We start from the raw sequence: 18,621 nt of genomic DNA on the forward strand, positions 1-18,621 counted from the left end.
TAATTCAGGTCGAGCTGTCATATCGAGCGTAATCGAGATACGAGACCCCTAATTAAGAAAAAATGAAAATAGCCATCATAGGAACAGGAAATTTGGGATTGTCCATTGCCAAGGGCATTTTGCACAGCAATGGGGCCACCACCATGTACCTCACCAAAAGAAATACCAAATCCATCCAAGAATTTGAAAAGTACGGAAACGTCACGGTGACTTCGGATAACCAAGAAGCGGTAAAAAATTCCGATATCTTGATTTTTGCCGTTCAGCCTGGGCATTTTGCTACCATTTTAAAGGATATCAAAGACCTACTTTCGGAAAAACATGTGTTGATCAGTACCATTACAGGATTTAGCATTCCTAAAATTGAAGAGATCATTGGTGCCGACAAATTCATCATCCGTAGCATGCCCAATACGGCCATTTCCGTGGGCAAATCCATGACCTGTATCTGCAGCAACGAATTGGGTAAAAAACGGGTTGATTTGGCAAAGGCCATCTTTAACCGTATGGGACACACCATGCAAATTCCCGAGGAACAAATGCAGGCCGCTACGGTTATTTGCGCAAGTGGTATTGCCTTTTGGATGCGCTTGATACGTGCTACCACCCAAGGGGCCATTCAGTTGGGGTTTGATGCCAAGGAAGCACAAGAGCTGGCCATGCACACCTGTAACGGTGCCGCAAGCCTTTTGATCGAGTCCGGAAGCCATCCCGAAGAAGAAATTGATAGGGTAACCACCCCAAAAGGGTGTACTATTGAGGGCTTGAATGAAATGGAACACCAAGGATTGAGTTCTTCCCTGATTCGCGGAATCGTGAGCTCTTATGAGAAGATAAGCCAAATTAAAAAAGGTTAAAAATAATATCAGGTCGTACGCAATCCGACCTTCAACCATAAAAAACCATCTCTCGAATCCATTCGAGGTGACCAGTAAAAAGATTATGAAATTATTTGACGTATATCCTCTTTATGATGTTACCCCTGTATCTGCCAAAGGCATTGAGGTATGGGACGATAAGGGGCAAAAATATTTGGATTTTTACGGGGGTCATGCCGTAATCTCCATTGGGCATACCCATCCACATTATGTGGCAAAAATCAAGGACCAACTTGATAAGATGGCGTTTTACAGCAATTCTGTACAAAACCCGCTTCAAGAAGAACTCGCAGAAAAATTGGGGAAATTGTCCGATTGCACGGATTATGACCTGTTCATGTGCAATTCGGGAGCCGAAGCCAATGAAAATGCATTGAAAATGGCCTCTTTCCATACTGGGAAAGCCAAAGTGATTTCGTTCAAGAACAGTTTTCACGGTAGGACCTCGGCGGCTGTGGCCACTACGGACAACCCAAGCATCAATGCACCCATCAACCAGCAACAGGAAGTGACCTTTCTTCCCTTGAATGATTTTGAGGCCTTTGAACAGGCCATTACCTCCGATGCCTATTGTGCGGTGATTCTGGAAGCCATTCAAGGGGTAGGTGGATTGGATGAACCTTCCACGGAATTCTATCAGTTCATTGCCCAAAAATGCAAGGAGAACCATGTGGTCCTGATTGCGGATGAAGTACAATCCGGGTATGGCCGAAGTGGGAAGTTCTTCGCCTTTCAACACCACAATATCCAACCTGATATCATAACCATTGCCAAGGGTATGGGAAATGGCTTTCCCGTGGGTGGCGTACTGCTCCATGAAACATTTAAACCTTCATATGGGCTTTTAGGCACTACCTTTGGAGGAAACCACTTGGCCTGTGCGGCCTGTTTGGCGGTCTTGGATGTCGTTGAAAATGAAGATTTGATTGCCAACGCAGCTAGCTTGGGCGCTTATTTTAAGGAAAAAGCGGCCGAAATCCCCCAGATAAAAAACATAAAAGGCCGAGGGTTGATGATTGGACTGGAATTTGACTTCGAAGTGGCCGAGTTACGCAAGAAAATGATCTACGACCAGCATGTTTTCACGGGAAGTGCCAAAAACAAGAAGCTACTTCGGTTTTTGCCGGCATTGAACATAACCAAAGAACACATCGACCTATTTTTTGAAGCCCTCAAAACTGTATTGAAATGAAACACTACCTTTCCATAAACGATATAGATTCTCTCCCCGTATGGGTAGATGAAGCGATTACTTTAAAGAAAGACCCATATCAATTTCAGGATTTGGGCAAGCAAAAGACCGTGTGTCTTCTTTTTTTCAACAACAGTCTACGTACGCGTTTAAGCACACAGAAAGCGGCCATGCAATTGGGAATGGAAGTGATGATCATGAATTTTGGCAATGAGAGCTGGGCCCTGGAGTATGGAGATGGAACCGTTATGGATCAAGGCACATCGGAACATATCAAGGAAGCTGCACGGGTGGTTTCCCAATATTGTGACATTGTGGCCATTAGGGCCTTTGCCGGATTGGTAGACAAAGCCAAGGATGAAGCCGAAGAGGTCATCAATGGATTTGCCCAGTACGCTTCCATTCCGGTGGTAAACATGGAAAGTTCCGTGGGACACCCTTTGCAGGCTTTGGCAGACGCCATTACCATGGCCGAGCACAATGCAAAACCAAAACCCAAAGTGGTTTTGTCGTGGGCTCCGCATCCAAAAGCATTGCCACATGCAGTGGCCAATTCATTTGTGGATATGATGAAACTCCAAGATGCCGATTTTGTAATCACACATCCAAAGGGATATGAACTCAATCCGGATATTACAAAAGGGTGTCAAATAGAATATGATCAGGACAAGGCATTGGAAGATGCCGATTTTGTCTATGTAAAGAACTGGAGCAGTTACTCGGATTATGGTCAAGTGTTGAGCAAGGACCTTGACTGGACCATGACAGAACAGAAATTGGGAAAGGCCAAGTTTATGCATTGCCTTCCCGTAAGAAGAAATATGGTTGTGGACGATGCCGTGCTGGATAGCGATCAGTCTTTGGTCGTGGAACAGGCCCATAACAGGGTGTTCGCTGTACAACTTGTATTCAAAAAACTATTGGAAACCCTATCATGAAACTAAAGGACAAGGTCTGTATTGTTACCGGAGCCACCAGTGGTATGGGAAAAGCCATAGCTCGAGCCTTCTCCATGGAGGGCGCCAAATTGGTGCTGTCCGGTCGTAATCAGGAACGTGGCCAAGCCTTGGAAAAAGAACTCGCGAAAGCAGTGTTCTTGGCTGGTGACATTACCAACCCATCCTATAACGAACAATTGGTGTCAACGGCAATGGACCGCTTCGGAAAATTGGATATGCTTTCCCTGAACGCAGGTATACTGGGTCTCGGGAATGTAAAGGAACTTCCCATTTCCGAATGGCACAAAACCATCAACACCAATTTGAGTTCAATTTTTTACCTATCGAAATATGCAGTGCCCCATTTGCAAAACGGGGAACAGGGCCATATTTTGATCAACGCATCCATAGCAGCATTCAAGAGTTTTCCCAACCACCCCGCCTATTGTGCTTCAAAGGCCGCAGCCTTGGCATTGATGAAGCAAATGGCCGTGGACTACGCCCCAAAAGTGAGGGTAAATGCCATTTGTCCAGGGCCGGTGGACACGCCTCTGCTATGGGATTCCGCAAAAGCTTTCAACAACCCGGAGACGGCCGTGGAAAAGGCAAAGGAAGCCACTTTGCTAAAACGGCTGGGAACTCCTGAAGATATAGCAAAACTTGCACTTTTTATGGTCTCAGAAGATAGTTCATGGATCACTGGTACCGCAATAACCATAGATGGAGGAATTTTAAATGTATAGTATGAAACAAGCACTTTCCATAGTAAAAGTAGGAAGCAATTTGATTGAGGACGAGAAAGGGTTTTACCACATTTTGGGACTATTTTCCAAAATGCCGGGAAACAAGATAATGGTACATGGAGGTGGCAAAAAGGCCACGGAAATGGGAGGTAAATTGGGGATCAAGACCAAAATGATCAACGGTAGACGAATCACGGATGCCGCCAGTCTGGACATCGCCATTATGGTGTATGGAGGTTTGGTCAGCAAAAACATCGTGGCCCAATTGCAGGCTTTTGGCACCAATGCCATTGGAATGAGTGGGGCCGATGCCGATGCCATAAGAGCGCATAAAAGACCCATAAAAAAGGTTGATTTTGGCTATGTGGGCGATGTGGACATTGTGAATTCCTATGGCATCTTTAAGCTGCTACAGGCAGGTTTCACCCCTATTTTCTGTGCGTTGACACATGATGGCAAAGGCCAATTGCTCAACACCAATGCAGATACCATCGCGGCAGAAATTGCCATTGCCATGTCCGATCAGTTTGATACCACGCTATATTACTGCTTCGAAAAGAAAGGTGTCCTACAAGACGTAGAGGATGAAAACTCCGTCATTCAACATATCGATACCAAAACGTATGATGAACTGTTGGCCTATGGCATCATCTCTGATGGAATGTTGCCCAAAATGCACAATTGCTTTTACGCCCTTCGCAACCAAGTATCCAAAGTCTGCATAGGGGATTCGGGCATGCTCGAAGAAGGCAATTCAAATTTTACCACACTAACGCTATGAAAATTTCCCAAGACCAATTGACCCAAAAAGCCATTGAACTGTTAAAGCAGTTGATTTCCATTCCTTCATTTTCTGGGGAGGAAGACAAAACGGGGGATGCCATTGCTGCATTCCTTGAAGGGTTTGGCATTGAGGTACACAGACAGTATAACAACATCTATGCCTTCAACAAATATTTTGATGAGTCCAAACCCACTCTGTTACTGAACTCACACCACGATACGGTAAAGCCCAACAATGCCTATACCAAAGACCCTTTCCACCCTCATATCGAAGATGGAAAACTGTTCGGTTTGGGCAGTAATGATGCCGGTGGATGTTTGGTTTCCCTTCTTGCTACCTTTGTTAATTTTTATGAAGCCGAAGGATTAAGTCACAATATCATCATGGCGGCAACCGGCGAAGAGGAGGATGCCGGGGAAAAGAGTATTCGTTCCCTATTGCCCATTCTTCCCACCATTGATGTTGCCGTTGTGGGAGAACCCACCTTGATGGATTTGGCCATTGCCGAAAAAGGATTGGTGGTCTTCGATGCGGTGGTCAAGGGAACCCCATCACACGCCGCCCACCCCAATAACAACAATGCCATATACAATACCATTGATGTATTGCAATGGTTCAAGGACTGTTCCTTTGATAAAGTTTCCGAAGCATTGGGCGAAGTAAAATTGACCGTGACCCAAATCAATGCGGGCAAACAGCACAATGTGGTGCCGGCCCAAGTTGATTTGGTCGTGGATGTCCGGGTGAACGATTGCTATTCCAATCAGGAAATTGCAGACCTTTTACAGAAAGAAGCCCCTTGTGAAATGACACCCCGTTCCCTACGCTTGAACTCCTCCTCCATTGATCCAGGACATGACCTGGTAAAAAGTGGATTGGCATTGGGCAGGGGCACTTATGGCTCCCCGACCCTATCCGACCAAGCGGCCCTGAGCTGCCAATCGGTAAAATTGGGGCCTGGGGACAGCACCCGTTCCCATTCGGCCGACGAATTTATTTATGTAGACGAAATTGTAGAGGGGATTGACCTTTACATAAAAATCCTTTCAGGATTTTTGCAATAAACAAATACAATAAGCAATTAGCAGTTTACAATCAACCATTGTTTATTGCATATTGACAACTGATAATTGAAATTATGAAACTCTGGGACAAAGGTTTTAGTACCGATAAAAAAATAGACCACTTTACTGTAGGCAACGACCGTGAACTCGATTTGGTTTTGGCCAAATACGATGTGATCGCTTCAACTGCGCATGCCAAGATGCTGGGAAAAGTGGGATTGATCACCGAAGAGGAAACCAAGGATTTGGTAAAGGCACTGGGAGATATCGCCAAGGATATCGAAAAAGGAAAATTTACCATTGAGAACGATTTTGAGGACATGCACTCCAAAATCGAATTCATGTTGACTGAAAAATTGGGTGATACCGGAAAAAAGATCCATACGGCCCGATCTAGGAACGACCAAGTTCTGGTGGCCATGCAATTGTATCTCAAGGATGAGTTAAGCGATATCAAGGCCCAAGTAAAAACATTTTTTGACCTATTGTTGAACCTTGCCGAAAAACACAAAAATGTTTTGTTGCCCGGGTATACACACCTACAGATTGCCATGCCCTCTTCCTTCGGGCTTTGGTTTTCGGCCTATGCCGAAAGTTTGGTGGATGACCTTTATTTTATAGAGGCCGCCCATAAGGTTGCCGATCAAAACCCTTTGGGAAGTGCCGCCGGATACGGAAGTTCTTTTCCCATAGACCGGAGCTTTACCACTTCGGAAATGGGCTTTGACACCCTAAAATACAATGTGGTGGCCGCCCAAATGGGCCGTGGAAAAGTGGAAAAAGCCACGGCTTTTGGAATTTCCAGTGTAGCCGCCACCCTTTCTAAAATGGCCATGGACATCTGTCTGTACATGAGCCAGAATTTTGATTTTATCTCTTTCCCCAATGAGTTGACCACGGGAAGCAGCATCATGCCGCACAAGAAAAACCCGGATGTGTTTGAACTGATCCGCGCCAAATGCAACAAGATCCAATCGGTGCCCAATCAGCTTATCTTGATCATGAACAATCTGCCCAGCGGCTATCACCGCGACCTTCAGTTGGTGAAGGAAGTGATCGTTCCCGCTTTGCAGGACATGCAGGCTTGTTTGGAACTGATGGTCTTCAGCCTCAAGGAAATCAAGGTAAACCCGAACATTTTGGAGGATCCCAAATACGATTACCTTTTCAGTGTGGACACCTTAAACGAGCTGGTAAAAAGCGGCATGCCGTTCCGAGATGCCTACAAGACCATGGGCAAAGCCATAGAGAATGGCAACTTTAAACCCAAACGGGACATTGAACACTCCCATGAAGGTAGTTTGGGGAATTTGTGTTTGAATGAGATAAAGGAAAAAATGGAGAAACTATTGGGGTAAATTGGATAAATTGGCGTGCAAATAATTAGAAGCTGTTCAATGCACCATAGAATTTACCTTTACTTTTTGACCGTTTTATTTTTTGTGCCATCCACAAAGGCACAAGACCTCTATCCCAAAAATGGATCCGTAGATGTGCAAAACTATGTTTTTGGGCTTCACTTGAATGACGAAAACAATGAGATACAGGGAGAGGCTCAAATTGTGGTTTCCTTTAAATCCGAAACTGTTCCATTTGCTTTGGATCTCATTGAAAAGTCGGGGGAATTTGGCATGGAAGTCACCGAGGTTCTGGAAGGGACATCGCCTGCGAAGTATTCCTATACTGAGAACAAAATCAACATCGTTCCTACTACATCCGAAAGCAAGACCCAGACCTATACCGTAAAGTACCATGGTATTCCTGAGCGGGGTCTGGTCATTTCCACCACCAAGTATGGGAACCGTTCCTTTTTTGGGGACAACTGGCCCAATTTGGCCCGGCATTGGCTTCCTTCCGTAGATCATCCGTATGATAAGGCCAGTGTGGAATTCCAAATCACCGCACCAGACCAATATGATGTGGTGGCGACTGGCAAAAAACTCGAAGAAAGTAATCTTGAGAATGGTTACAAACTCACCATATACCAAGAACCCGCTCCTGTGGCCACCAAGGTGATGACCATCGGGGTGACTGAATTTGCTTCTAGGTTACTAGGCGATGTCCATGACATTGAGGTGTCTGCATGGGTGTACCCGCAAAACCGCTTGGATGGTTTTGGCGATTATTCGGTCGCTACCAACGTGCTGGACTATTTTATCAATACCATTGGACCCTATTCTTATGCCAAACTGGCCAATATGCAGGCCAAAACCCAATGGGGTGGTCTTGAGAATGCCGGGACCATCGCCTATTTTGAGAATTCGGTGACCGGAAACAAGACGGTGGAACCTTTGATCGCACATGAGATCGCGCACCAATGGTTTGGGAATTCGGCTACCGAGAAAAGTTGGAACCATGTGTGGCTCAGCGAAGGTTTTGCCACTTATTTCTGTATTCTTTATCTGGAAAGCGTGTATGGTGATGACCGAAGAAAGGAAGAACTGGCCATCGACAAAAAAGAGATTTTTGACTACTATCGCAATAATCCCTCACCCATTATAGACCTTACCATTAAAGATCCCATGCGAGTGCTAAGCACCAACACCTACCAAAAGGGCGGTTGGGTCTTGAACATGCTTCGGTATACATTGGGTGACGAGACCTTCTGGAAAGGCATCCGCAAGTACTACGCCACCTATCAAAACAGCAATGCCTTGACAGGCGATTTCCAACAGGTGATGGAAGCTATTTCAGGTCAAGATTTGGAAAACTTTTTTCAGCAATGGCTGTTCACCACGGGGCATCCCCAACTCAAATGGAAGTGGGAATATAAAAAAGGGGAGGTCATTATTCAGCTCTCGCAAATACAGGAACACCACACGTTTCTGTTTCCTTTGGAAATTGGTTTGGTCAAAGATGGCGTTACCACCATTAAAACCATTCAAATGGACGAACGTTCCAAAAGTTTCAAGATCAAGTCCAAAGACCAACCGGATTCCATTGTATTGGACCCCAACCAGTGGACCTTGTTTGAGGATATGGGTAAATTATAAGAGTGGATTATCGTTTTGCCAACAAGGTAGAAGCAAAAATATTAAGGAAATACAGGGTTTGACCCACCAAAAATCCCAACACTACCAGAAACCACGCATAATCCATACGCTTTAGCAAAGCCAAATTTTCAAAGCTGGGTTCCGGAGAAATATAATTGGTAAGGGACATCATCAAAAAAGGCAAAAGACTCAGTACAAAGTGCACCCAATGCATCCATGGGAACACCCTTATCTTTAACCTGAAGAGAATCCAGTACCCCAATCCGCAGAGACCAAACCACAGTCCGGTCAATATGAACAAATCCGCCTGAGCCATGACAAAATAGGTGTCATGGATATTGATATCGAAGTACGATCGGCCCAGGAAAAACTCAAAAACACCGGCAAGCGTAAAGAAGCAAAGTGCCAATAACCAAAACCGGATATGGTAGAGCTTTGCTTTTTCCAAACCTTATTTGATCATTCGTAGATTAATAATCTCTTGCTCGGTCAAATGCCTCCAATGACCTCGGGGTAAATCCTTTTTGGTAAGTCCGGCAAAGATAACACGGTCCAATTTGGTCACCTCATATCCCAAATGCTCAAAAATACGGCGTACGATACGGTTTCTTCCACTGTGGATCTCCACCCCTATTTCGCGTTTGGGCGCCCCTTGGATAAAACTGATACTATCCACATCAATAGGCCCATCTTCCAGTTCCAAGCCTTCCTCAATCTTATGCAGATCGGATAAACTCAGGCTTTTATCCAAATGCACATGGTATATCTTTCGGACCCCATGCTTGGGATGGGTGAGCTTTTTGGTAAGGTCCCCATCATTGGTAAAGAGCAAAAGTCCGGTGGTGTTACGGTCCAACCGTCCTACGGGCAGCAATCTGGACTTGGAGGCACTCGAAACCAACTCCATTACGGTCCTTCTTCCTTTCTCATCACTGGTCGTGGTGATAAAGTTCTTCGGCTTGTTCAAAAGGATGTATTCTTTCTTTTCGAGACTCAATCGCTTCCCATCAAACCGGACGTCATCAGAGCGTTTCACCTTATAGCCCATTTCGGTGACCACCTTTCCATTCACGGATACGTTACCGGCAGCAATGTAAGTGTCGGCCTCCCTACGGGAGCAGATGCCCGCATTGGCAATATAGCGGTTCAACCGAATCTCATCCGGGTTGGATTTTTTCTGTGGTGTATTTCCTTTTTCACGGGTGTTGTACTTTTTGGCAAAGGGCTTTCGGTCGTTTCCTCTCCTGTTGCCGCCTTTTGGATTTCTCCTGTTCCCGCTATTGTCCGATCTCGTCATCAGTCATCAATTTTTTGCAAATGTAGTGTTTTTACCTCCCGAAAAACCTCTACGGCAAACAATTACAGGATTCGGTTCAGCACGAGGTCCACATCAATCAGAAGAATGCTAAAAACGCCTGCTACGATGATAAACTTCAGTATGTTATGCAGCCAAACATAATCCCGCTTCCCTTGTGACTTCCACAAGAGCACCAAAAACAGCAAAAGCAGTGCAATACAGGCCATAAAATAAAGGTACATGTAGCCCACATCAAAAGTCTTGATCAGCAAAAGGGCTGGTACCAAGGTCAGGACGATGAGCAGACCAATCAAAAATTTGGAAACCTTTGGGCCATAAATAATGGGAATGGTCTTGTAGTTCTGCGCCATGTCACCAGCCATATTTTCCAAATCCTTGATCATTTCACGGGCCAAAATCAAAAGAAATAGAAACAGGGCATGTACAAAAATCACGGTCTTAAAATTCTGATAGTACACAAATACCACAAAGAAGGGAGCAATGGCCAAAGTGGCCGATACCAGATTACCCAAAAAGGGGATGCGTTTCAGCTTATGGGAATAGAACCAGATACCAAAAATGTAAGCCGAAAAAAACAGTACTGCCCTAAATGAGATATAACTCGCCGCGAAGACCGCCAAGAAATTCAAGATAAAATAGGTGGTCAACTTAAACCGCTGGCTCACCAACCGATCCAACATGCTTTTGGTGGGTTTGTTGATCAGGTCCTTTTCGGCGTCATAAAAATTGTTGATGATATATCCGCTGGCAATGACCAAGGCAGAAGCCGTAACGATCAAAAAAAGATTAAGATCAAGCACCACCTGCCGAAGCGGGACATCTGGTGAAAGTATGTAGATGGAGGCCAGATATTGGGCCAAGGTAATCACCAAAATGTTATATCCGCGAACCACAGAAAACAGACTCAACAGCTTAAAAAGCAAGAGTTTGTTCTTTCGACTGAGTAACATGGGATGATTTTAGAAGTTGTACACCACCTCTAAATTGTAGTCTTTGAGTGCTTTTTTGGCCTTCTCCAAATCTTGGGTGAAGCCCAAAATATATCCTCCACCACCAGATCCACAAAGTTTAAGGTAGTAATCGTTGGTTTCAATACCTTGTTTCCATAATTGATGGAACTTGGACGGAATCATGGGTTTGAAGTGATCAAAGACCACGTGGGAAAGTTGCTTCAGGTTTCCAAAAAGCGATTTCATGTTCCCATTCAAAAAGTCCTCCACACAAGCATCGGTATGTTTTACAAATTGGTTCTTGACCATATTCCGGAATCCTTCCTGCTTCATCTTCTCCATAAAAATCTGCACCATTGGGGCAGTTTCTCCCGTGATTCCACTATCCAACAGGAATACGGCGCCTTTGCCATTGGTGTTTTGGGAGGGTATGCTAGTGGATTCAATATTATCCTTGGAGTTGATCAGGATGGGTAGGCTCAAGTAGCTATTCAAAGGGTCAAGACCAGAAGATTTTCCATGAAAAAACGACTCCATCTTTCCAAAAATCTCTTTCAACTTCAACAACTTGTCCCTGGTCAGGTTTTCAAGCACCGTAATTTTGTCCTTTGCATATTTATCGTAAATGGCCGCCACCAAGGCACCACTACTGCCAATCCCATACCCTTGGGGAATGGAACTGTCAAAATACATTCCGTTGGCAATGTCTTGTTCCAAAGCTTTTGTATCGAAGGACACCAGACCTTCTTCCTGATCTTGGAGCTGCTGCAAATAGCCTGCAAAAGCCTTAAGACTTTCATTGGATTTAAGGGCTTGCCCAGATAAATCTTTACCGCTTTTTAAAGCTCCTTTGAAAAAATTATAGGGAATGGAAAGCCCTTTGGAATCTTTGATGATACCATACTCTCCGAAAAGTAGAATCTTGGAATAAAACAGAGGGCCCTTCATATGCTAGTGCTAAGATACAAACTATCTGTTTGATTGTTAAACTAATCCGATGAACAAAACTGTTTTCCCTTCAAAATCTTGTGTCACCATCAAAATTTGGGGCAAAGAACGCAAAAAAACGGTTTCCTTGGGTTGGTTTTACAGTATTTTTCGTGCTCCTTGGCCAATTCGGTCACAAATGTAGTGCCCATTCTCACAATGTTCAACCAATTCATCCTGAATAAATTGAATGGCTTTTTCCTTGACCGACTCTGGGTAAAGTACATGCACATTGGCCCCTGCATCCAAGGTAAAGCTAATGGGAACATGGGTTTCCGAGCGGTAGGCCCAAATCTTGTTGATGATCTCCAAAGTATCCGGTTTCATTAAAATGAAATAGGGCATACTGGTCATCATCATGGCGTGTAGGGTAAGCGCCTCACTTTCCACAATCTTGATGAATTCCTCCACATCTCCATGGGCAAAGACCGACTTTAGCGCATCCAAATTTTCATGGGCTTGCCGAAACCTATTTTCAGCAAAAGGATGTCCGTGCATCAATTCGTGCCCTACGGTGCTACTGACCTGTTTTTGTCCTTTGTGGACCAACAAAATGGTATCGTGATAGTTCTTGAATACCGGATGTACCTCAAAAGGATATTTAATCCCGTATAGATTGGAGCTTTCTGGTATGTTTTCATGTTTTCCCCATTGAATTAAATCACCTTCTATACTCCTACAGGCACTTCCGGAACCCAAACGGGCCAAAAAAGACGCTTTTTTATTGAAAAAGGCCTTGTCCATATCAGGGTTCATTTGCTTTTCAATGTCCATGATGCACAAGGACAATGCCGCCATACCGCTTGCGGAGGAAGCAATTCCACTACTGTGCGGGAAGGAATTGGAGGTTTCAATAACCAAGTGGTATTCCTTTAAAAAAGGAACATACGCCTCAATGCGTTCAAAAAAGGTTTGGATTTTGGGTTTGAAATCTTCCTTGGGTTTCCCCTCAAAAAGAAGGTCAAAAGAAAACGTATCCGAGCTTTCCCCTTTTTTCTCGAATGCCATCGAAGTGGTGGTGGCACACGCATCCAACGTAAAACTTATGGATGGATTGGCCGGTATCTGATGGGCCAATTTCCCCCAATACTTCACCAAGGCGATATTGCTGGGAGCCTTATAGGATACCTTTCCCTTCTTTGGAAAATTGGAATAGGTACTTTGGGAAAAGTCTTTTTCGGTCATGGGAAATATTTGGACAAATATAAGATAGCGTGCCTCTTACCGAAAAGGGGATTCAAATAAATTCTTATTTTAGTTGACCTAGTGCCAGCCATGAAAAAAAGAATCATTTACATTGCCATCAGTGTCGCCGTTTGTCTACTCATCGGCTTCCTTTCAGGTTTTGCGACACAAAGCTCTGTAAATGAATGGTATACTACCCTAAACAAACCCTCATTTACCCCACCTAATGAGCTTTTTGCTCCTGTCTGGACCGTGCTTTATGTGTTGATGGGTGTTGCGGCCGGGGTGGTCTGGTCCAAAGGCTACCACCACATTTGGGTAAAAACAGCCTTATATCATTTTGTATTTCAATTGCTTTTCAACGCTTTGTGGAGCATTGTTTTTTTTGGGTTGAAGAATCCTTTGTTGGGCCTTTTGGTAATTTTGGTATTGCTCACCTTAATCATGTTAACGATTAAATGGTTCAAGGTAGTGAGCAAAGCTGCCGCCATTTTAATGGTACCCTATTTACTATGGGTTTGTTTTGCCGCCGTTCTCAACTATAAGGTCTGGGAACTTAACCCTTAGGGTTAGTTCAAGTTCAAATCCAAGCGCAAGTTCAAGTGTAATATCATGCATGGGCGCGAGGCTGTTTCACTTACTTTTTTGGACCATATCCAGTAGTTTTTGCATGGTTCTTAAGTTTCGGGTGGTCGCCTCCACCTTGAGTTTACGTTCCAAGAGGTTGTTGTTGAGCTTGGCATTTCCATAACCGTTTTTGCACAATAGGTAAACGCAAGTATCCGTGATGTGAAAATCTTCATGATCAAAATGGAGTTCATTGAATTCACGAACAGGTTCTTTTTTTGGAGTCTCTTTAAGCAACACAAAATAGAGTTTGTTTTCCTCAGCTTCTTGGGCAAATGGATTGTTCTCCAAAATTTTCTTGATTTCTTCTTCCAACACTACCAAAATGGGCACTTCAAATCCAAAATCCACCAAAATAGCCTTCTGGATTTGGTCTTCAAGCACTCGTTTGTTCAATTCCTCACTGCCAAAAACCACATTGCCACTCTGAATGTAGGTCTCCACATGGTTCAATCCTGTTTTGATCAGGGTTTCCCTTAGGTCTGCCATTTTTATCTTCTTTTGGCCACCCACATTGATTCCCCTTAAAAGTGCTATGTAGTTATGCATCATGTTAAAAAGCTACCCAAATTAATTTTAGTAAATTCAATCGCATTAAATTAACTAAAATGAACCAATACATCCTTGCTTTGGATCAAGGCACCACCAGTTCCAGGGCCGTGATCTTTGATCAAAGGGGAACCATTATCTCAGTGGCCCAGAAAGAATTCACCCAAATTTTCCCAAAACCGGGATGGGTAGAGCACGACCCCAACGAAATTTGGGCCACCCAAGCGGGAATGGCCGCCGAAGCCGTGAGCAAAAAAGGATTGAAAGGGGAACAAATGGCTGCTATTGGCATCACCAATCAGCGTGAAACCGTAGTGGTTTGGGACCGAAACACTGGGGAACCGGTCTACAATGCCATCGTATGGCAAGACAAGCGCACAGCCGACTACTGCGATGTACTGAAAAAGCAGGGGAAATCAGAAATGATCCGTGAAAAAACGGGGCTGGTCATTGATTCCTATTTCTCCGGAACCAAGGTAAAATGGATTTTAGACCATGTGGAAGGTGCCCGGGAAAAGGCCGAAGCCGGTGATTTGATCATGGGTACCATTGACACCTGGCTTATCTGGAAAATGACAGAGGGCAAGTTGCATATCACAGATGTTACCAATGCCTCGCGCACCCTTCTTTTCAATATCAACACCATGCAATGGGATGATGAGCTGCTGGAGTTGCTCACCATTCCGAAGAGCATGCTCCCGGAAGTACATCAATCCAGCGAGGTATATGGCTTCACCAGTCCTAATTTCTTTGCCTCCAAAATCCCCATTGCGGGAATTGCCGGAGACCAGCAAGCAGCCCTCTTTGGCCAAATGTGCACCAAAAAAGGCATGGTCAAGAATACCTATGGCACAGGTTGCTTTATGCTCATGAACATTGGGGAGACTCCCGTAGTCTCCAAAAACAATCTATTGACCACCGTGGCATGGAAAATCAACGGAAAGACCCAATATGCCCTGGAAGGGAGCATTTTTATTGCCGGAGCGGTGGTACAATGGCTTCGGGATAGTTTAAAAATCATTAAAACCTCCTCGGAAGTTGAACAACTGGCTGGAGGGGTCAACAGTTCGGATGGAGTCTATTTTGTTCCTGCCTTTGCCGGTTTGGGTGCTCCGCACTGGAATCAACATGCCCAAGGCACCATTTTTGGGTTGACGCGCGGAAGTACCGATGCCCATATTGCGAGGGCCGCTTTGGAATCCATTGCTTACCAGACCATGGATATCCTAAAAGCCATGGAAGCTGATTCTGGTATTTCCATCAAGGAACTTCGGGTAGATGGCGGTGCTACCATAAATGATATGCTCATGCAGTTTCAGGCCGATGTTCTGAACACCGTTACGGTTAGACCAAAAATTGTGGAAACCACGGTCATGGGTGCTGCCTATCTGGCGGGGTTGGCCGTTGGATATTGGAAAAGCACCTCGGAAATACAGGATATTTGGCAGGCCGATGTACATTTTCAGCCTGCCGAGGAACGGGAAAACATAGATAAAGACATACAAGGATGGTACCGGGCCATAAAAGCTTTGGAACATTGGACGGAAAACCCATAAATTAACCCTTTGTAAACACTAAACCAAAATCCATATGACTCCCTTCATTTCCGAAATTGTGGGCACCTTCCTTTTGATTCTCTTAGGGTGCGGTGTCAATGCCAATGTCTCTCTACAAAAAACCTATGGAAATGGTTCTGGATGGATGGTGATCACCACCGGATGGGCCTTTGCGGTTTATACCGGGGTTGTAGTTGCAGGGCCTTATAGTGGCGCCCATCTCAATCCAGCCGTTACCATTGGTCTAGCGGTGGCAGGGGAATTCCCCGTTGATGCCATCCTAAGCTATATTACAGCACAGTTCATTGGGGCCATGCTGGGAGCCTTTTTGGTTTGGCTGATCAACAAAGACCATTTTGATGCCACTGCCGATGGAAACACAAAGCGGGCCGTCTTTTGCAATGCTCCGGCCATTCCCAATACCTTTTTAAACCTTTTGACCGAAATCTTGGGCACTTTTGTTTTGGTATTTGCCGTACTGTATTTTACCGATGCTGTGATGTCCTCGGACAATACCATTATTGGTCTGGGCTCATTGGGTGCGTTGCCCGTAGCCTTGATTGTTTGGGGCATTGGTCTGTCTTTGGGAGGCACCACGGGTTATGCCATCAATCCGGCCAGGGATATGGGGCCTCGGATCATCCATGCCTTGGTTCCCATAAAAAATAAGGGGTCCAACGGATGGGGTTATTCCTGGATTCCAGTCATAGGCCCAATATTGGGTGCGGCATTGGCTGCCGGAATTGCCATGCTCCTACAATAATCATTCGGATGAGGCTATGGCCTGTGCGGCCAAATAGGCTCCTGTCCATGCATTTTGAAAATTGAATCCGCCCGTAATGGCATCCACATTGATAATTTCCCCAGCAAAATAGAGATTGGGAATGATTTTACTTTCGAACGTTCTAAAATCGACTTCCTTCAAATCCACCCCTCCAGCAGTAACGAATTCTTCCTTAAAAGTACTTTTTCCTTCCACTTTAAAAGAGGAGTCGGTGAGTTGTTCGGCCAAATTTTGAAGTTTCTCTTTGGTAAGGTCAGCCCATTTTTCATCTTTTTTGATGCGTGCCGCATGGACCAATTTTGCCCAAAGTCGGCGGGGTAGTTCAACGGCATGGGTTCTCAAAACCGTTTTTTTGGGTTCCACTTCCTTTATTTTTCGGAGTAGTCGTTCCATGGAAGCAGTTGTATACTCTGGTGTCCAATTGATGTTCAACCGGAATGCATAGTTGTATTTGTTCAGAATATTGGCGCCCCATGCGGACAGTTTTAAGATGGCCGGGCCACTCAATCCCCAGTGGGTAATCAACAAAGGGCCTTCGGACTGTAAAACGGGTTCCTCCTTTTTAGCACTCTTTAGGTTCAGTTGGACTTTATCGGAAGAGAAAGTTCTCTTTGGAGGGATTTCAGCAGAAACATAGGCACTTATTCCTTGGATTCCGTTGATTCGTTCATCATTGATATTGAACGTGAAAAGGGATGGTACGGGAGAGACAATGGTATGCCCCATTGCTTTCAACTGCTCCCATATTTTGGGGTTGCTCCCTGTAGTAAGCAGTAGCTTTTTGGCATGGTAGTGCTTGTTCATGGTGGTCACCTGCCATTCCTCCCCGTTTTTTTCAAACTGCTTTACGGAGCTGTTCCGCAAAATTGTGATGCCCAATCGTTCGGCCTCACCCACAAGACAGTCAATAATGGATTGTGAAGAATCACTTTGGGGAAATACGCGTCCATCCTCCTCAATCTTGAGGGGCACTCCCCGTTCTTCAAAAAAGGCCATGACATCCATGGGGGCATAATTGTGGAAAGGCCCCAGAAGCTCTCTTTCCCCACGTGGATAGTTGGTGGAAAGTTCCCGAGGGGAAAATTCGCCATGGGTCACATTGCACCGGCCACCTCCCGAAACCTTTACTTTGGACAGTACAGTCTTCCCTCGTTCAAAAATGGCAATCTTGGCATGGGGTGCCCGCTCCGCAATATGGATTCCGGCATAAAAACCGGCAGCACCTCCGCCAACGATAATTACATCGAACATTAATGGGCCCGTTCAGGATAATCGGTAATGATACCGTCCACCCCAAAATCTTTCATTCGTTGGATATCCCCAGGTTCATTGACGGTCCATGTATAGACTTTCAATCCTTCGTCCTGCATTTGTTCCACATTCTCAGCAGTCAAGGTGGTGTATCTGGGGTTTATGGCCACAGCATTCAATTCTTTGGCCACTTCAATGGCTTTTATGGGATCCTCGCCGGTAAGTACCGCTATCTTGATATCCTTGTTGAGCTTTCGCATTTCCTTGAGCTCGTCCCAATTGAAACTGGAAATGACAATATTATCTGGTGACCAGCCCCTGTTTTCAATATAACTTTTCACAATAAAGTCCACTCTCTCCGATGTTCCCGCTCCCTTCAACTCTATATTCAATCCTACTTGGTTGTCAATGAGTTTCAGTACATCCTGCAACAAAGGAATTGAATGTCCCCCATCTAAAATAAGCTGCTTCATGTCAAACACATTGAACTCTTCTATTTTACCGCCTCCATTGGTCAATCTATCCACGGTATCATCATGAAACACCACAGTTTCGCCACTTTCTATTTGAAAAACGTCTATCTCTATCATGTCCACTCCCAAGTCCATTGCCTTTTGAACGGACGCCAATGTGTTTTCGGTTTCGTGGCCCATGGCACCTCTATGTCCAATGACCAATGGTTTTGATTCTTTCATTCCGCAGCTATTAGAGAGTATTATGACAATTGATATCCAAAGTAGATTTTTTTTCATTTTTCCGATTTTATGGTAGTTAAAAATACAACATGAAAATTGAATCTGGGAACTACATTTAAAAATGAAA

Annotated in this window: 19 protein-coding genes; 11 read left to right on the forward strand and 8 right to left on the reverse strand. The window is 44.7% G+C overall.

Annotated elements, in window-relative coordinates:
- Window positions 1-62 precede the first annotated feature (62 nt).
- The 8 genes from proC to F8C76_RS10425 all read left to right on the forward strand — a co-directional run bounded on the left by proC (window position 63) and on the right by F8C76_RS10425 (window position 8,592).
- A complete protein-coding gene (gene proC, locus F8C76_RS10390) occupies window positions 63-857 on the forward strand; it encodes a pyrroline-5-carboxylate reductase (protein ID WP_152131678.1) in 795 nt (264 codons plus the stop codon).
- An 85-nt stretch (window positions 858-942) separates the two neighbouring features.
- The gene (locus F8C76_RS10395; RefSeq protein ID WP_152131679.1) at window positions 943-2,070 is read left to right on the forward strand and encodes an aspartate aminotransferase family protein; all 1,128 of its coding nucleotides are present in this window, start codon (window positions 943-945) and stop codon (window positions 2,068-2,070) included.
- Window positions 2,067-3,008, forward strand: coding sequence for a Rossmann-fold NAD(P)-binding domain-containing protein (locus F8C76_RS10400; protein ID WP_152131680.1), 942 nt, complete (start codon window positions 2,067-2,069; stop codon window positions 3,006-3,008). The genes F8C76_RS10395 and F8C76_RS10400 overlap by 4 nt, the downstream gene beginning before the upstream one ends.
- Window positions 3,005-3,751: an SDR family NAD(P)-dependent oxidoreductase gene (locus F8C76_RS10405; protein ID WP_152131681.1), complete on the forward strand. Its 747-nt coding sequence runs from the start codon at window positions 3,005-3,007 to the stop codon at window positions 3,749-3,751. The genes F8C76_RS10400 and F8C76_RS10405 overlap by 4 nt, the downstream gene beginning before the upstream one ends.
- Before the next feature lies 1 nt (window position 3,752).
- A complete protein-coding gene (argB, locus tag F8C76_RS10410) occupies window positions 3,753-4,532 on the forward strand; it encodes an acetylglutamate kinase (RefSeq protein ID WP_129653537.1) in 780 nt (259 codons plus the stop codon).
- Window positions 4,529-5,599 (forward strand): M20 family metallo-hydrolase, encoded by a 1,071-nt coding sequence (locus tag F8C76_RS10415; protein ID WP_152131682.1) that lies wholly within the window; start codon window positions 4,529-4,531, stop codon window positions 5,597-5,599. Before argB ends, F8C76_RS10415 begins: the two co-directional genes overlap by 4 nt.
- A gap of 74 nt (window positions 5,600-5,673) precedes the next feature.
- Window positions 5,674-6,957, forward strand: a complete 1,284-nt coding sequence (gene argH, locus F8C76_RS10420) for an argininosuccinate lyase (RefSeq protein ID WP_152131683.1) — start codon at window positions 5,674-5,676, stop codon at window positions 6,955-6,957.
- Between the two features lie 39 nt (window positions 6,958-6,996).
- Complete coding sequence (locus F8C76_RS10425; protein ID WP_152131684.1) at window positions 6,997-8,592, forward strand: M1 family metallopeptidase; 1,596 nt, start codon at window positions 6,997-6,999, stop codon at window positions 8,590-8,592.
- Between the two features lie 7 nt (window positions 8,593-8,599).
- Here F8C76_RS10425 and F8C76_RS10430 read toward each other — a convergent pair whose 3' ends face one another.
- The 5 genes from F8C76_RS10430 to F8C76_RS10450 all read right to left on the reverse strand — a co-directional run bounded on the left by F8C76_RS10430 (window position 8,600) and on the right by F8C76_RS10450 (window position 13,032).
- Window positions 8,600-9,040: a heme-copper oxidase family protein gene (locus tag F8C76_RS10430; protein ID WP_152131685.1), complete on the reverse strand. Its 441-nt coding sequence runs from the start codon at window positions 9,038-9,040 to the stop codon at window positions 8,600-8,602.
- Between the two features lie 3 nt (window positions 9,041-9,043).
- The gene (locus F8C76_RS10435) at window positions 9,044-9,889 is read right to left on the reverse strand and encodes a pseudouridine synthase (protein ID WP_129653543.1); all 846 of its coding nucleotides are present in this window, start codon (window positions 9,887-9,889) and stop codon (window positions 9,044-9,046) included.
- A 62-nt stretch (window positions 9,890-9,951) separates the two neighbouring features.
- Complete coding sequence (locus F8C76_RS10440; protein WP_152131686.1) at window positions 9,952-10,860, reverse strand: geranylgeranylglycerol-phosphate geranylgeranyltransferase; 909 nt, start codon at window positions 10,858-10,860, stop codon at window positions 9,952-9,954.
- A 9-nt stretch (window positions 10,861-10,869) separates the two neighbouring features.
- Entirely contained in the window at window positions 10,870-11,808 is a 939-nt protein-coding gene (locus F8C76_RS10445) for a mevalonate kinase family protein (protein ID WP_152131687.1), read from the reverse strand.
- Window positions 11,809-11,946: 138 nt separating this feature from the next.
- Window positions 11,947-13,032, reverse strand: a complete 1,086-nt coding sequence (locus F8C76_RS10450) for a diphosphomevalonate decarboxylase (RefSeq protein WP_152131688.1) — start codon at window positions 13,030-13,032, stop codon at window positions 11,947-11,949.
- Between the two features lie 90 nt (window positions 13,033-13,122).
- On the opposite strand from F8C76_RS10450, the gene F8C76_RS10455 reads away from it, so the two are divergent.
- Window positions 13,123-13,599 carry a TspO/MBR family protein gene (locus F8C76_RS10455; RefSeq protein ID WP_152131689.1) on the forward strand — a complete coding sequence of 159 codons (477 nt, stop codon included), beginning with the start codon at window positions 13,123-13,125 and terminating at the stop codon, window positions 13,597-13,599.
- A gap of 66 nt (window positions 13,600-13,665) precedes the next feature.
- Here the strand turns inward: F8C76_RS10455 and F8C76_RS10460 are convergent, their stop codons facing one another.
- On the reverse strand, window positions 13,666-14,211 hold the full coding sequence (locus F8C76_RS10460; RefSeq protein ID WP_249042399.1) for a DUF1697 domain-containing protein: 546 nt from the start codon (window positions 14,209-14,211) through the stop codon (window positions 13,666-13,668).
- A 56-nt stretch (window positions 14,212-14,267) separates the two neighbouring features.
- On the opposite strand from F8C76_RS10460, the gene glpK reads away from it, so the two are divergent.
- On the forward strand, window positions 14,268-15,764 hold the full coding sequence (gene glpK, locus F8C76_RS10465; protein ID WP_152131690.1) for a glycerol kinase GlpK: 1,497 nt from the start codon (window positions 14,268-14,270) through the stop codon (window positions 15,762-15,764).
- A gap of 34 nt (window positions 15,765-15,798) precedes the next feature.
- Window positions 15,799-16,527: an MIP/aquaporin family protein gene (locus F8C76_RS10470; protein ID WP_152131691.1), complete on the forward strand. Its 729-nt coding sequence runs from the start codon at window positions 15,799-15,801 to the stop codon at window positions 16,525-16,527.
- On the opposite strand, the gene F8C76_RS10475 is transcribed toward F8C76_RS10470, so the two are convergent.
- Complete coding sequence (locus F8C76_RS10475; RefSeq protein WP_152131692.1) at window positions 16,528-17,799, reverse strand: BaiN/RdsA family NAD(P)/FAD-dependent oxidoreductase; 1,272 nt, start codon at window positions 17,797-17,799, stop codon at window positions 16,528-16,530. It abuts the gene before it with no gap.
- Window positions 17,799-18,494, reverse strand: a complete 696-nt coding sequence (locus tag F8C76_RS10480; protein ID WP_152131693.1) for a glycerophosphodiester phosphodiesterase — start codon at window positions 18,492-18,494, stop codon at window positions 17,799-17,801. Before F8C76_RS10480 ends, F8C76_RS10475 begins: the two co-directional genes overlap by 1 nt.
- Between the last annotated feature and the right edge of the window lie 127 nt (window positions 18,495-18,621).

This window comes from Flagellimonas olearia, from assembly GCF_009184425.1.
In the GTDB taxonomy this organism is placed as follows: Bacteria; Bacteroidota; Bacteroidia; order Flavobacteriales; family Flavobacteriaceae; genus Flagellimonas; species Flagellimonas olearia.